The organism is Georgenia satyanarayanai (genome assembly GCF_009193135.1).
Classification (GTDB): domain Bacteria; phylum Actinomycetota; class Actinomycetes; order Actinomycetales; family Actinomycetaceae; genus Oceanitalea; species Oceanitalea satyanarayanai.
Map to the genome: position 1 here is coordinate 154,485 of NZ_VUKC01000002.1, position 13,095 is coordinate 167,579.

Annotated in this window: 15 protein-coding genes and 1 tRNA gene; 5 read left to right on the forward strand and 11 right to left on the reverse strand. The window is 73.1% G+C overall.

Annotated elements, in window-relative coordinates; genetic code table 11:
- Positions 1–36 precede the first annotated feature (36 nt).
- Positions 37–312 (forward strand): DUF4235 domain-containing protein, encoded by a 276-nt coding sequence (locus tag GD632_RS03285; RefSeq protein WP_152188685.1) that lies wholly within the window; start codon positions 37–39, stop codon positions 310–312.
- Between the two features lie 13 nt (positions 313–325).
- Here the strand turns inward: GD632_RS03285 and mnhG are convergent, their stop codons facing one another.
- From mnhG to GD632_RS03315, 6 genes are read right to left on the reverse strand one after another with little or no spacing between them, the layout of a single operon-like run.
- The gene (mnhG, locus tag GD632_RS03290) at positions 326–769 is read right to left on the reverse strand and encodes a monovalent cation/H(+) antiporter subunit G (protein ID WP_152188687.1); all 444 of its coding nucleotides are present in this window, start codon (positions 767–769) and stop codon (positions 326–328) included.
- The gene (locus GD632_RS03295; RefSeq protein ID WP_152188690.1) at positions 766–1,182 is read right to left on the reverse strand and encodes a monovalent cation/H+ antiporter complex subunit F; all 417 of its coding nucleotides are present in this window, start codon (positions 1,180–1,182) and stop codon (positions 766–768) included. Before GD632_RS03295 ends, mnhG begins: the two co-directional genes overlap by 4 nt.
- Positions 1,179–1,841: a Na+/H+ antiporter subunit E gene (locus GD632_RS03300; RefSeq protein WP_226924498.1), complete on the reverse strand. Its 663-nt coding sequence runs from the start codon at positions 1,839–1,841 to the stop codon at positions 1,179–1,181. Before GD632_RS03300 ends, GD632_RS03295 begins: the two co-directional genes overlap by 4 nt.
- Positions 1,838–3,430 carry a Na+/H+ antiporter subunit D gene (locus GD632_RS03305; protein ID WP_152188692.1) on the reverse strand — a complete coding sequence of 531 codons (1,593 nt, stop codon included), beginning with the start codon at positions 3,428–3,430 and terminating at the stop codon, positions 1,838–1,840. Before GD632_RS03305 ends, GD632_RS03300 begins: the two co-directional genes overlap by 4 nt.
- Positions 3,427–3,948: a Na(+)/H(+) antiporter subunit C gene (locus GD632_RS03310; RefSeq protein WP_152188694.1), complete on the reverse strand. Its 522-nt coding sequence runs from the start codon at positions 3,946–3,948 to the stop codon at positions 3,427–3,429. The genes GD632_RS03305 and GD632_RS03310 overlap by 4 nt, the downstream gene beginning before the upstream one ends.
- Positions 3,945–6,953 (reverse strand): Na+/H+ antiporter subunit A, encoded by a 3,009-nt coding sequence (locus GD632_RS03315; protein ID WP_152188697.1) that lies wholly within the window; start codon positions 6,951–6,953, stop codon positions 3,945–3,947. Before GD632_RS03315 ends, GD632_RS03310 begins: the two co-directional genes overlap by 4 nt.
- A gap of 355 nt (positions 6,954–7,308) precedes the next feature.
- Here GD632_RS03315 and GD632_RS15880 point away from each other — a divergent pair, with 355 nt between their 5' ends.
- From GD632_RS15880 to GD632_RS03330, 3 genes are read left to right on the forward strand one after another with little or no spacing between them, the layout of a single operon-like run.
- Complete coding sequence (locus GD632_RS15880; RefSeq protein ID WP_193311319.1) at positions 7,309–8,160, forward strand: hypothetical protein; 852 nt, start codon at positions 7,309–7,311, stop codon at positions 8,158–8,160.
- On the forward strand, positions 8,157–8,684 hold the full coding sequence (locus GD632_RS03325; RefSeq protein ID WP_152188699.1) for a phage holin family protein: 528 nt from the start codon (positions 8,157–8,159) through the stop codon (positions 8,682–8,684). The genes GD632_RS15880 and GD632_RS03325 overlap by 4 nt, the downstream gene beginning before the upstream one ends.
- Positions 8,684–9,304, forward strand: coding sequence for a DUF3618 domain-containing protein (locus tag GD632_RS03330; RefSeq protein ID WP_152188702.1), 621 nt, complete (start codon positions 8,684–8,686; stop codon positions 9,302–9,304). The genes GD632_RS03325 and GD632_RS03330 overlap by 1 nt, the downstream gene beginning before the upstream one ends.
- A gap of 43 nt (positions 9,305–9,347) precedes the next feature.
- Here the strand turns inward: GD632_RS03330 and GD632_RS03335 are convergent, their stop codons facing one another.
- From GD632_RS03335 to GD632_RS03345, 3 genes are all read right to left on the reverse strand, one after another.
- Positions 9,348–10,355 carry a hypothetical protein gene (locus GD632_RS03335; protein ID WP_152188705.1) on the reverse strand — a complete coding sequence of 336 codons (1,008 nt, stop codon included), beginning with the start codon at positions 10,353–10,355 and terminating at the stop codon, positions 9,348–9,350.
- A complete protein-coding gene (gene dcd / locus GD632_RS03340) occupies positions 10,355–10,933 on the reverse strand; it encodes a dCTP deaminase (protein ID WP_152188707.1) in 579 nt (192 codons plus the stop codon). The genes GD632_RS03335 and dcd overlap by 1 nt, the downstream gene beginning before the upstream one ends.
- Before the next feature lie 87 nt (positions 10,934–11,020).
- A tRNA-Gly gene (locus GD632_RS03345) sits at positions 11,021–11,091 on the reverse strand.
- 125 nt (positions 11,092–11,216) lie between these two features.
- Here GD632_RS03345 and GD632_RS03350 point away from each other — a divergent pair.
- The gene (locus GD632_RS03350) at positions 11,217–11,798 is read left to right on the forward strand and encodes a MarR family winged helix-turn-helix transcriptional regulator (RefSeq protein WP_152188709.1); all 582 of its coding nucleotides are present in this window, start codon (positions 11,217–11,219) and stop codon (positions 11,796–11,798) included.
- Position 11,799: 1 nt separating this feature from the next.
- Here the strand turns inward: GD632_RS03350 and GD632_RS03355 are convergent, their stop codons facing one another.
- Positions 11,800–12,297 carry a MarR family winged helix-turn-helix transcriptional regulator gene (locus tag GD632_RS03355; RefSeq protein ID WP_152188711.1) on the reverse strand — a complete coding sequence of 166 codons (498 nt, stop codon included), beginning with the start codon at positions 12,295–12,297 and terminating at the stop codon, positions 11,800–11,802.
- Positions 12,298–12,352: 55 nt separating this feature from the next.
- On the reverse strand, positions 12,353–13,063 hold the full coding sequence (locus tag GD632_RS03360; RefSeq protein WP_152188713.1) for a M50 family metallopeptidase: 711 nt from the start codon (positions 13,061–13,063) through the stop codon (positions 12,353–12,355).
- Positions 13,064–13,095: the final 32 nt, after the last annotated feature.

Genomic DNA, 13,095 nt, shown 5'->3' on the forward strand with positions numbered 1-13,095 from the left:
GTTAGGTTTGTCCCCAGCCCTCAAGGACGGAGTGACATGGACATCGGGTGGAAGATCGTCAGCACCGGATCGGCGGTCCTCGCCGGTCTGCTCGCCAACAAGCTCCTCGACCTCGGCTGGAAGGCCGTCACCGGCCACGAGCCGCCCGGTGACGACAACGACCCCGCGGTCAGCCTCACCGAGGTCGTCGTCTTCGCCGCGGTCAGCGGCGCGGTCATCGGCCTGAGCCGGCAGCTCGCCCAGACGGGGGCGGCGAAGTGGTACGGCGGGCCGGTGGAGAAGAAGTCCCCGAACCCGGTGACCGGGACCTAGCGGCCGCGGGACGTCAGTCGTCCGTGATGCCGCGCGCGTCGCGGCCCTCGTCCGCGAGGGCCGCGTCCCGCTCCCGCTCGAGCTCGAGCCGGTCGAGCTCGTCGAGCTTCTCCGCCCGCTCGAGGTCCTCGGTGAGCTCGTCGACGACGAGGAGCGAGTGGTCGACCTTGCCGGTGCGGTAGCCGGCACGGCTCAGCATGTGCGCCGAGATCGGACCCGTGACGAGCTGGAAGGCGACGACGAGGAACAGGGTGATCCCCGCGGTCACGCTGCGCAGCTCGATCCCCAGGCCGGTCATGAGGAGCATGAGCCCGAGCACCTGCGGCTTGGTCGCGGCGTGCATGCGGGAGAGCAGGTCGGGGAAGCGGACGATGCCGAGGCCGGCGACGAGGGCGAGGAGCGCCCCGCCGATGAACAGGGTGCCGGCGACGACGTCGAGGACGGTGTCGGTGGTCATCGGTCCCTCCTGCGGTGTTCCTCGTCGTCGTCGGACTCGACGGAGACGATGATCGCCCCGCTCTCCTCGTCCTCGGTCGGGGAGTCCTCACCCTGCGCCTCACGCTGCGCGAGGATGTCCTCGAGCTCGTCCTTGGTGAGGATGCGCTTCTCCTCGGCCGACTCCGCGGCGGCGAACCGGGCGATGGAGACCGCGCCGATGAAGCCGACGAGGGCGAGCACGATGAGCACGGGCACGAGGTCCCCGCGCTTGGTCGCCGCGGCGATGAGCGCCACCGTGCCGATGAGGACGGCGGTGGTGACGTCCACCCCGAGGATGCGGTCGAACATGCTCGGCCCGCGCTCGACCCGGGACAGCGCCATGAGGGCGGCCACCAGGAGGATGGCGAAGCAGATGACGTAGACGACGGTCATGACTCCTCCTCCCGCCGGGCGTCCATGTCGGCCTCGACCCGGTCCCCGGAGGTGCTGCGCTGCTTGCCGGCGCGTGCGGAGCTGCCCGGCGTCAGGCCGGCCTCGATGAGCTCCTCGCGGCTGCCGAAGGCGCGCAGGATGCGCTCCTCCTGGTCGAGGACCGACTGGTGGGCCCGCTCGAGGCCCCCGTGCATCTCGACGTCGAGGATGTGGTGGTAGAGCGTCCCGGTGATGCGGTGCGCCTCGATGACGACCGACCCGGGGACCAGGGACGTCATGCCGGCGACCATCGTGAGGTAGACGTCGTTGTGGCTGCGCAGCCGCACCCGGATGACCGCGCCCCTGGGCGGCGTGCGCCGCACCGCCAGGGCCGCGACCTCGACCGACGCCTTGACGACGTCCCAGAGGAAGTGGGCGAGGAGCAGGACGACACCCCAGGGACGGAAGCGGCCGTCGAAGGGCGTGGTCGGCAGCGGGAGCACGGCGGTGACGAGGACGGCGAGGAAGGCGCCGATGACGACGTTGGCGAGGGTGAGGTCGCCCCACAGGGCGACCCACACGACGGTGAGCCACAGCAGGACGCCCCAGTTGGCGCGGGGCCGGAAGCGGTGGCGCGGACGGTGCTCGGTCGGCTGGTGCTCGGCCAGGTGCGGGCTCACGGCACCTCCTCCCGGGTCTCCTGCTCGTCGCTGATCTGGCCGGACTCGCCGTGGCGCTCGGCCTCCTCGGTGAGGTCCGAGGACTGGCCCGAGCCCCTCAGGCCGTCGGGGAGCACCGTGGTGACGTACGGGGTCTGGGCCCGCAGGTCCCGGGCCGCCCGGTCGGTGTAGTCGAAGAGCGGTCCCGCGACGACGGTGAAGGCCAGGGACATGGCGACGAGGGCCGCCGTGGGGCCGACCATCGAGCGCGGGGTGGTCGTGTCGGGCAGCGGCTCGGGGGCCTCCTGCCAGAAGGCCTGGTTCCACGCCTTGCTCACGGCGTAGAGCGTGAGCAGGCTCGTGGCGAGCGCGGCGGCGATGAGCGTCCAGTCCAGTGCGCCGCCCCGCTCGGCCCCGGCCTCGATGAGGCCGACCTTGCCGAGGAAGCCGGACATCGGCGGGATACCCGCGAGGTTCATCGCCGGGACGAAGTAGAGGACGGCGAGCAGCGGCGCCACCCGCGCCAGCGAGCCGAGCCTTGCGAGTGACGTGGTGCCGCCCCGGCGCTCGATGAGGCCCGCGACGAGGAACAGCGCCGTCTGGACGGTGATGTGGTGGACGACGTAGAAGATCGCCGCGGACAGCCCCGCCTCCGTCGACGTCGCCACACCCCACACCATGTAGCCGATGTGGCTGACGAGGGTGAAGGACAGGAGCCGTTTGATGTCCTGCTGGGCGACGGCACCGAGGATCCCGATGACCATGGTGAGGAGCGCGAGGACCATGAGGACGTCGTCGGCCCGGCCGTCCGGGAAGAGCAGGGTCTGCGTGCGGATGATGGCGTACACGCCGACCTTGGTGAGCAGGCCGGCGAAGACCGCGGTGACGGGCGCGGGCGCGGTGGGGTAGGAGTCGGGCAGCCACGCGTGCAACGGGAAGATGGCGGCCTTGATCCCGAAGGCGACGAGCAGCATGAGCTGGAGGACGAGCTGGGTGCCCGGGTCGATCTCCCCGAGGCGCTGGGACAGCTGGGCGAGGTTGACGGTGCCCGTGGCCGCGTAGACCAGCGCGATCGCGGCGAGGAAGAGGATCGAGGAGAGGATCGAGACGACGATGTAGACCGTGCCGGCTCGCACCCGCTCCCGCGACCCGCCGAGGGTGATGAGGACGAAGCTCGAGACGAGGAGGATCTCGAAGCCGACGTAGAGGTTGAACAGGTCCCCGGTGAGGAAGGCGTTGGAGACACCGGCGGAGAGGATGAGGTAGGTCGGGTGGTAGATCGCCACCGGTGCGCCCTCGTCGCCGTCGGCGTTGCCCTGCGCCAGGGAGTACAGGAGCACGCCGAGCGTGACGGCGACCGACACGACGAGGAGGAGCGCCGAGAGCCGGTCCGCCACGAGGGCGATGCCCACGGGAGCCGCCCACCCGCCGATGTCGACGGCCATCGGGCCGTCGTTGACGAGGACGAGCAGCGCGATGGCGACGCCGAGCACGGCGGTGAGCGCGGTGAGCGTGACGATGCGCTGGACGTGCGGGAACCGGGCGAGCGCGAGCGCCAGACCCGCTGCGACGAGGGGGATGAGGACGGGCAGCGGCAGGAGAAAGCTCATCGCAGCTCCTCGTCGTCCAGGCCGATGCCCGGACGGCGGCGCCTGCGGCCGTCGTGGTGGGGCAGCACGAGGGTCTCGTCCCGGGACAGGGCGGCGTCCTCGGCCAGCGAGGTGCCGGCGTCGTCCGTGCTGCGGGCGGGGACCTCGTTGCTCTCCGCCAGGCGGACGATCCGGCGGTCCTCGAGGTCGTCCTGCACCTCGTCGTGGCCGTTGAGCTGCCAGGCGCGGTAGGCGACCGACAGGAGGAAGGCGGTGAGACCGAGGGTGATGACGATGGCGGTGAGCACGAGGGCCTGCGGAAGGGGGTCGCTCATGTTCTCCGGGGCGGTCGTGCCGACGAGCGGGGGGCCGCCGGCCCGGCCGCTGGCGACGAGGAACATGACGTTGACCCCGTTGGAGATCATCGAGATGCCGATGATGATCCGCGTGAGGCTGCGCTCGAGGAGGAGGTAGACGCCGGCGCCGACGAGCACCCCGACGAGGAGCACGAGGGCGAGGCTGGGGGACGTGTCGATCATCGGGGGCCTCCGTCCGTCGATCGGGGGCCCGCGGCCCAGCCGGCGGGCGCGGCCTCGGGGGCGGCGTCGTCGCTGGTGACCTCCGGGGAGTCGAAGGGCACGTCGGGAGCGACGTCACCCTCGCGCTCGCCCTGGCGGTCCACCTCGGCACCGAGGGTGCGCAGGATGTCGAGGACGAGACCGACGACGACGAGGTACACGCCGATGTCGAAGAAGATCGTCGTCACGAGCTTGAGCTCGCCCATCGGCCCGAGGTCGGCCTCGACGAGGGCCGACTGGAGCACGTCACCGCCGAGGAAGAGCGGGATCGCGCCGGCCCCGGCGGAGAGGAAGAGACCGGTGCCGAGGATCCAGCCGGCCTGCACCGGCAGCGCCTCGCCGAGCTCGTAGCGGCCACCGGCGAGGTAGCGCACCGTGAGGGCGATGCCGGCGATGAGCCCGCCGGCGAAACCGCCACCGGGCTGGTTGTGCCCGGCGAAGAGCAGGAAGAGGGAGAACACCACCATCGTGTGGAAGACGAGGCGCGTGCCGACCTCGAAGATGACCGAGCGCCGCTGGGGGGCGAGGGTGGGGATGGCGCTGAGCCACTGACGCCCCCGGCCCTCCGCCTCCGCCTGGTCACCGCGCGCGGTGAGCCGGCGGTAGAGGCTGACGTTCCGGTCGGGCACCGGGCTCTCCCAGACCCTGGCCTGCTGCGGGTCGCTGAGCGTGGTCGCCCGGTCGATCTTGCTCGCTCGTGCCCGCAGGAAGATGAGCGAGGCCACACCCGTGGCGGCCGCCAGCAGCACCGAGATCTCACCCATCGTGTCCCAGGCCCGCATGTCGACGAGCGTGACGTTGACGACGTTGCGCCCGTACCCGTACTCGTAGGCCTCCTCGGCGAAGTCGACCGAGACGGGCACGTGGATCCGCGAGCCGGCGGCGACCATGGTGAGCCCGGCCGCGGTGACACCGACGAGCGCACCGAGCGCGGCACGCCACCACCGGGAGGCGGCGAGCGGCCGGTTGGAGAAGTAGGCGGGAAGCCGGCGCAGGACGAGGATGAACACGACGAGCGTGATCGTCTCGACGAGCACCTGGGTGAGCGCGAGGTCCGGGGCGCCGTGGATCTCGTAGAGCAGCGCGATCCCGTACCCGGAGACGCCGAGGAGGAGCACGGCCTTGAGCCGGCGCCGGGCGCGCGCCGCGAGGAGGGCGGCCAGGGCCACGACCGCGGCGACGGCGGCCTGCACACCGCTGTCCCACGGCCGGACCTCGCCCGGCAGGGTGGCGTAGGCGATGGCCGCTCCCCCGGCGAGGGCGACGGTCACCGTGAGGATGGTCGACAGGTAGGCCGGCAGCGAACCGCGCTGGGTGACGGCGGTGACATCTGCCGCGAAGCGCTCGGTGCCGCGGATGATGCGGCGGTAGGCGCCCGCTGCGCCGTCGAACTCCCACAGCGCGCCCTGGAGCCGCTCGACGGGCGCCCGCCACAGGAACAGCACGACGCCGACGGCGACGACGAGCACGGTGAGGTAGAGCGCGGGCCCGAAGCCGCCCCACAGGGTGAGGTGGCCGGGCTCGCCGGGATAGGTGTCGGCGTGCGGCGCGAGCACCCGCTCGACCCCCGCGGGCAGGGACCCGACGACGACACCGGCGACGGCGAGGACCACGGCCGGGGTGACGATGAGCCGGGAGGTGCGCTGCGCCGATCCCAGCTCGACGCCGGGCTTGGTCGCGAAGGCGCCCCACATGAAGCGCATCCCGTAGGCGAAGGTGAGGATCGAGCCGAGGACGACGAGGACGAGCGCGGCGGTCCCGAAGCCGTCCTCGGTGTGGAGCATCGACTCGAGCGCCGCCTCCTTGGCGACGTAGCCGAGCGTGACGGGCAGCCCGACCATCGACGCCGTCGCGAGGGCCGCGGAGGCGGCCGTCAGCGGCATCCGACGAGCCAGGCCGGTCAGCTCGCGGAGGTCGCGGGTGCCCACGGCCCAGTCGATGGTCCCGACGACGAGGAAGAGGCAGGCCTTGAACAGCGCGTGCGCAGCGAGCAGCGCGAGGCCGGCGAGCGCGGCGGCGCGGGTGCCGAAGCCGGTGAGCAGGACGATGAAGCCGAGCTGGCTGACGGTGCCGAAGGCGAGCAGGAGCTTGAGGTCGTGCTGCCGCAGCGAGCGGTAACCCCCGAGCAGGAGCGTGCCACCGCCGAGGAGCAGCACGGTCCAGCGCCACAGCGGCACGTCGGCGAAGCCCGGGGCCAGCCGCGCCACGAGGTAGACACCGGCCTTGACCATCGCGGCGGCGTGGAGGTAGGCGCTGACGGGCGTGGGCGCAGCCATGGCGGACGGCAGCCAGAAGTGGAACGGGAGCAGGGCGGACTTCGTCACCGCACCGAGCAGGACGAGCGCCACCGCCACCTCGACGATCGTGCCGCCGGGCGGGGACGCGACGAGCGCGCTCAGCGAGTAGCTGCCGCCCTCGACCTCGCCCAGGGCGACGAAGCCGGCGAGCATCGCCAGCCCGCCGAAGGTCGTGAGGACCAGCGCCTGGACGGCGGCGCGTCGCGAGCTCTGCCGGTCGTGGTAGTGCCCGATGAGCAGAAAGGAGGTGATGGTGGTGAGCTCCCAGAACACGTACAGGAGCAGCGTGTTGTCCGTCGTCACCAGGCCGAGCATCGAACCGGCGAAGGCGACGAACACGCCCGCGAACCGCCCCAGCCCCTGCGCGGTGGCCGAGAAGTAGGCGGCGCAGTACACGAGGACGAGGGCACCGATCCCTCCGACGAGCAGCACCATGAGCCAGGCGAGGGTGTCGAGCCGGAAGGTGAGGTGGAGGTCGAGCGCGGGCACCCACGAGACGTCGACGACGGGGTGGTCCCCCCGCAGCACGGCGGAGCTGTGAGCCGCCGCCCAGACCGCCGCGGACGCGGGGACGAGGGCGAGGACGAGGAAGAAGCGGCGCCCCCACAGCCGCATGCACGCAGGCGCGACCACAGCCACCACGAGGTGGAGGATCAGCAGCTGCAGCACCGGCGGCTCCGTCAGTTGTCGTCGGTCAAGATCGGGGTCCACGCCGGCCGTACCACGCAGGACGAGCCCCGCTCACAGGCGGCTCGCGCAGCGACGGGGACAGGTGCACTGTACCAACCAGACGCTGCCCCCACGCCGCGACGCGGACGAGCCGCGCCTCACACCGACGCGGTTGCGAATCGGTTCCGCACAAGCCGTGCCGTCTCGTCCCGCGCGCGGAATGTCGCGGCTGTCATTCAACGGACGGGGCGACGTCGTCGGGCGTTTCAAGAGGCGCGCTGACGCGATTGGTACGACCCTGGTCAAGCGCCTCGACGACCACGAGGCCGGATCAGCACCGAAGGGACTGAACCACATGACCGAGGACTTCACCCGCCCCGCGGGAAACCCACAGGCACTTGGGCAGGAATCCGGGGCTCCGGGACGGCCACCCGTCGGACCGCCTCCGCCGGTCGCCCCGCCCGCACCCGTCACCCCGCCCCCGCCCGGCGCGCCGGCACCGGTCAGCACCGGCCCCGCCCACCTCGTCCAGGACGACGAGGGCGGTGGCGCCAAGGAGGCCGCGAAGGAGGAGGCCTCCAAGGTGGCCGGCAGCGCCAAGGAGCAGGCGGCGAACGTCGCCGGCACCGCTAAGGACGAGGCCAAGCAGGCCGTCGGTGAGGCCAAGCGCCAGGCGCAGCACCTCTACCGCCAGGGCGCTTCGGAGGTCTCCGCCCAGGCCGGCACCCAGCAGCAGCGACTGGCGAGCGGCCTGCGGTCCTTCTCCTCGGAGATGAACCAGATGGCCGACGGCTCCGAGGAGCCGGGAGTCGCTACCAACGTGGCCCGCTGGGCCTCGCAGGCTGCCGACGACGCCGGTCGCTGGCTGGAGGACCGCGAGCCCGCCGAGCTGCTCGAGGAGGTGGGCCGCTACGCCCGCCGCCACCCGGGCACCTTCATGCTCATCGCCGCGGGGCTCGGCCTCGCCGCCGGCCGCATCGCGCGCAGCGTCAAGGACATGGGCGACGACGGCGGCGACACGTCCACCGGCGCGGGCAGCGACGGCACCGGCCGGCTCGGCACGACCGGGACGACCACGACCCCCGTGGGCTACTCGACCGGCACGTCCCCGCTGAGTGGCACCGCCACGCCCCCGCCGCCGATGCAGACCTACGGCACGGACACCGGCACGCGCATCGAGGGCGACCAGCCGGGCGGGCTGCGATGAGCACGCCCCCCGGCCACACTCCCCCCGCAGGGGCTCCGGGCACCGGCCCGTACGTCCCCCCGGCAGGAGCTCCGGGCGCGAGCCCGTACGCTCCCCCCGCGGGAGCCCCGGGCACGAGCCCGCCGCCCGAGGACGCGAGCCTCGGTGAGCTCATCGGCAACATCAGCGAGGACTTCTCCACGCTGGTGCGCCAGGAGATGGAGCTCGCCAAGGCGGAGATCTCCCAGACCGTGAGCAAGGCGGGCAAGGGCGCCGGGATGTTCGGCGGCGCCGGGCTCGCCGGGTACTTCACCCTGCTCTTCCTCTCTCTCGCCCTGTGGTGGGCGCTGGGGGCGATGATCGGCGACGGGGACGCCCAGCCGGCTCTCGGCTGGTCCGCTCTCATCGTCGCGGTGATCTGGGCAGTCGTCGCCGCCGTCCTCGCGGTGACCGGCCGCAAGGAGATCAAGCAGGCCGAGGGCCTGCCCCGCACGCAAGAGACCGTGAAGAAGATCCCGGACGCAGTGAAAGGACAGGACCACTGATGGCGACCAACGATCCCGATGCGATCCGCAGTGACATCGAGCGCACCCGCGCCGACCTCAGCCAGAACGTCGACGCGCTCGGCGAGAAGGTGAGCCCGAGCAACATCGCCCACCGTCAGGGCGAGAAGGTCCGCGGCGCCGTCACCGACGCCAAGGACAAGGTGTTCGGGACCGCCACCGACGCGAAGGACAAGGTCTTCGGTGCCGCGTCCGACGCCGCCGGCTCGGTCCGCGGCCAGGCCGGCCGCGCTGGCGACATGGCTCACGACGCCCCGCACCGCGTCAAGGACAAGGCCGAGGGCAACCCGATCGCCGCCGGGCTCATCGCCTTCGGCGCCGGCCTCCTCGCGGCTGGGCTCATCCCCTCCAGCCGCAAGGAGCGCGAGCTCGTGGGCGAGGCCCGCGAGAGCGACGCCGTCGCCAAGGCGACCGAGGAGGTGAAGTCGGCTGCCCAGGACACCGCCGAGCACCTCCGTGAGCCCGCTCAGCAGGCCGTCCAGGACCTCAAGGAGACCGCCACGGAGGGCGTCCAGCACGTCCGCGAGGAGGGCACCGGCGCGGCCCAGGACGTCAAGTCCCAGGCGCAGGACTCCGCCGAGAACGTCCGCGACTCCCGCTGACACCCCGCGCACGCGGCGGCCCCCACCGGGGGCCGCCGCGTCGTCACGTCTGGGGCAGGGCGACGAGGAAGGCGTCGTCGTCGACGACCTCACCGCCGACGACGGCGTGCAGGGCCGCGGCGACCCGCTCGACGAGGGCCCGCACCTCCTCGCGCTGCCGCCGCAGCGCGAGCGGCGGCCGGGGGCCCAGCGCGAGGGCCGGCTCGTCCGGGCGCCAGCGCACCTCGTAGCTGATGACACCGCCGCGCGCCCACGGCAGGCCGCGCAGGACGAGCGGGGTGTGCTCGTCACCGCCCACGCGCACCTCGAGCACCCCGCCGGGAACGGGCGCGTGGTGCGCGTAGCCGTCGACCACCTGCGGCTGGGCCAGCACCGCGGCGTCCAGGGCATCGGCCTCGGCGTGCAGCCACGCCCGCTCGCCCTCGTCGAGGGCCGCCACCGCGCGGGCGCGGTGAGGGCTGACGTCGGCCCGGAGGCGGTCGACGGACGGAGCCGGCACGTCGGGGACGTCGGGGGCCGTGACCCCCGGCAGGATGGTGGCGAGCACCCGGGCGCAGGCCTCGGGCTGCAGCCACACGGTCGTGTGGATCGTGAGGTCGACGGCGGAGGCGGGGTCGGGCACGAGGACCGTCCCCGTCCCGGAGACGCGGAGCGCACCGGCCAGCCGGCGGGCCTGGGCAAGAAGGTGGTCGAGCACGCGGCGCTCGAGGCCGACCGGCTCACCGTCGGGGAAAGCGTCGAGCAGGCCACCGAGGCCGCGCAGCTCGGGCGGGACCGGCGCCCCGCGCTGGACCGGGCAGCGCAGCAGCATCGCCGTCGCCCCCCACGCCGGCAGGTCCAGGGCCGCCCGGACGCGGTCGTCGAGCCGCCACGGGCCGGTCAGCTGGACGTCGCCCGTCACACGCAGCGTCGCGGGGCCCAGCCAGCCGGCGTCGTCGAAGTGCGAGACGGCGAGCGCCTCGACCTCCTCCGGGGCCACCTCGGCGGACAGGACGAGCAGGTGCCGCGGCTCGGCGAGCGCGCGGTCGAGGGCGGGCAGCTCGTCGCTCATCAGGCCAGGGGGATGCGGCTGAAGTTGAGGTGCGAGCGGGAGGCGGTGGGCCCGCGCTGCCCCTGGTAGCGGGAGCCCTGCGCGCCGGACCCGTAAGGGTGCTCCGCGGGGCTGGAGAGCCGGAAGAAGCACAGCTGCCCGATCTTCATCCCGGGCCACAGCGTGATGGGCAGCGTCGCCGTGTTCGACAGCTCCAGGGTGACGTGCCCCGTGAACCCGGGGTCGATGAAGCCGGCGGTCGAGTGCGTGAGCAGGCCCAGGCGCCCGAGGGAGGACTTGCCCTCGAGGCGGGCGGCGACGTCGTCGGGCAGGGTGACGAGCTCGTAGGTCGCGCCGAGCGCGAACTCGCCGGGGTGGAGGACGAAGGGCTCCTCCGGCGCGACCTCGACGAGGCGCGTCAGCTCGGACTGGTCCTGCGCCGGGTCGATGACCGGGTAGCGGTGGTTGTCGAAGAGCCGGAACCACCGGTCGAGCCGGACGTCGATGCTGGCGGGCTGGATCATCGCCGGGTCGTACGGGTCGAGGTGGACCCGCCCGCCCTCGATCTGGGCGCGGATGTCACGGTCGGAGAGAAGCACGCAGCGATTGTGCCTCACCCGGCGCCCGGCCCGCCGTCAGCGAGCGGACATGACGAACGGCCGGGCCCTGCTGGGACCGGCCGTCTGAGCGGGTGACGGGAATCGAACCCGCGCCGTCAGCTTGGGAAGCTGAAGTTCTACCATTGAACTACACCCGCGTGACAGGGGCTGAGCCGCTGCCGGAGTCGAGTATAGCCACGGCTCTCACGGGTTCGGAAACCACGTCCGGTCACCACCGGTCCGGCGGGTGGAACACACCGCCGTCCCGTAGCGTTGTCGAACTGTGAGCACCTCGCATGACGACCCCCCGCCTGCCTCCCTCGTCGCTGCCGACGAGAGGGAGGCCGTCAGTCGTGCACGTCAGATCCTGCGCAGCACCACGCCGGGCACGGACATGGCAGCGGTCTTCGAGCTCGACGTCGACTCCGGCGAGCGCGAGCAGGCGCGGCGCCTTCTCGTCGCCGGCGTGGAGGAGCTGACGGGCCTGCGCCTGGGCGAGCTGCAGACCCTCACCGCCGTCGCCGAGGGCGCGGACCACTACCGCACCGTCGCACGGCTCACCGGCCAGGCCGACGCCGCCGCTGACGCCACGGTCACCGGACTCGTGGACCGCGGCATGCTCGCGCGCCACCACCACCCCAACGAGCGCAACCGCAAGGCCCGGCCCACCCTCGTCCACATCACCCCCAAGGGGGAGGCGGTGCTCGTCCAGTCGGAGGCGATCCGCTTCCGCCTTCTCGACACCGTGGCGCAGACGTTCAGCGGGCCCCAGCTCGAGCACATGCGCGTCGCGGCGGACACACTGCGCGTCGGCACCGGCGAGCAGCTGCGGCGTCAGATCGGCGGCACGCCCGCCGCCTCGTAGGTCAGCGCACGCCCAGCCCGCGGCCGGTGCGCACGCGGCGGCCGGGCGGGCGGGCCCGGTCGAGGACCGGGGCGAGGATCCGGGCCAGCTCGGGCACGTCGTGGGGCGCGATGGCGTCGAAGACCAGCTCCCGCACGTCCCGCACGTGCGCGGGCGCCGTCTGCTCGACCTTCCCCAGACCCTCGTCGGTGAGGGTGGCGATCCTGGCCCGCGGGTTGAGCGGGGACCGCTCCCGCACCACCCACCCGTGCCGCTCGAGGCGCGTGAGCACGTGGGACAGGCGCGACAGCGAGCCCGAGGTGAGCTCGGCGAGCTCACTGAGCTGGAGGGTGCGGTCGGCCTGCTCGGAGAGCATCGCCATGACCATGTACTCGTAGAACGTCACGCCCGCGTGCTGCTGCAGGCGGGTGTCGAGGGCTCCCTGTAGCGTGGTGACGAGCTCGGAGATGCTCAGCCAGGTCTCCCGTTCCACGGGGGACAGCCAGCGCGGATCGCTCATCGGACTCCACCTCTCATGGTTGATCGTTCAAGTATCGGCCGCCATCGGCCGTCTGTCAACGCACCAGCTCCCACAGCCGGCCGGCGGCGACCCAGCTCGACGCGGCCAGGACGACGGTGAAGGACAGCGCCCACAGCGCCGCCGGCACCCGGGTGAGGCGCGCGAGCACCGCCGGGTCCGAGCCGCGGTCCGGAGCCCGGAGCACGGCGCCGAGGTGGCGCCAGGCCCCGAGCAGCAGCACGACGCCCGCGGTGAGCAGCGCCAGGCCCCGGACCCGCTCGTCGGCCGCCCACCACAGCCACCCCGTGAGGCCGAGCGCCGCGACCATGACGAGCACGGTGTAGACCGACCGGGAGCGCAGCAGGGCGAGCAGGAGGAGGAGCGCGAGGACGAAGGTGGCCGGGCCGGACCACCCGCTCGTCCCCGCGAGGACGAGCGCGAGACCGACGAGTGCCGGGCCCGGGTAGCCGGCCCACGTCGTCGCCACCCGTCCGGGACCGCGCGAGCGCCCCACCGTGACGGCGTGGCCCGACATGTCCGGACGCAGCACCAGCCCGGTGAACGAGCGCCCGACGAGGACGCCGACGACGGCGTGGCCGAGCTCGTGGACCACGGTGACGGCCACCCGCAGCGCCCGCCACAGCGGGCGCACGCCGACGACGAGCAGCCCCGCCGCGAGCGCCGCCCACACCACCGGGTCCGGGACACCGAGCCCGGCGAGGGGCGGGCCCGGGCGCAGCCGCGCGATCAGCGCCGTGAGGTCCATCCCGCCATCGTGCCGTGGCGGGCGCGGCAGCG

Excerpts from the sequence above, each read along its gene's own strand:
- GD632_RS03325 (WP_152188699.1), top strand. The coding sequence starts at position 8,157 with ATGAGCACGCCCCCCGGCCACACTCCCCCCGCAGGGGCTCCGGGCACC.
- GD632_RS03285 (WP_152188685.1), top strand. The coding sequence starts at position 37 with ATGGACATCGGGTGGAAGATCGTCAGCACCGGATCGGCGGTCCTCGCC.
- GD632_RS03330 (WP_152188702.1), top strand. The coding sequence starts at position 8,684 with ATGGCGACCAACGATCCCGATGCGATCCGCAGTGACATCGAGCGCACC.
- GD632_RS03360 (WP_152188713.1), bottom strand. The coding sequence starts at position 13,063 with ATGGACCTCACGGCGCTGATCGCGCGGCTGCGCCCGGGCCCGCCCCTC.
- mnhG (WP_152188687.1), bottom strand. The coding sequence starts at position 769 with ATGACCACCGACACCGTCCTCGACGTCGTCGCCGGCACCCTGTTCATC.
- GD632_RS03335 (WP_152188705.1), bottom strand. The coding sequence starts at position 10,355 with ATGAGCGACGAGCTGCCCGCCCTCGACCGCGCGCTCGCCGAGCCGCGG.
- GD632_RS03295 (WP_152188690.1), bottom strand. The coding sequence starts at position 1,182 with ATGACCGTCGTCTACGTCATCTGCTTCGCCATCCTCCTGGTGGCCGCC.
- GD632_RS03355 (WP_152188711.1), bottom strand. The coding sequence starts at position 12,297 with ATGAGCGATCCGCGCTGGCTGTCCCCCGTGGAACGGGAGACCTGGCTG.
- GD632_RS03305 (WP_152188692.1), bottom strand. The coding sequence starts at position 3,430 with ATGAGCTTTCTCCTGCCGCTGCCCGTCCTCATCCCCCTCGTCGCAGCG.
- GD632_RS15880 (WP_193311319.1), top strand. The coding sequence starts at position 7,309 with ATGACCGAGGACTTCACCCGCCCCGCGGGAAACCCACAGGCACTTGGG.
- GD632_RS03310 (WP_152188694.1), bottom strand. The coding sequence starts at position 3,948 with ATGATCGACACGTCCCCCAGCCTCGCCCTCGTGCTCCTCGTCGGGGTG.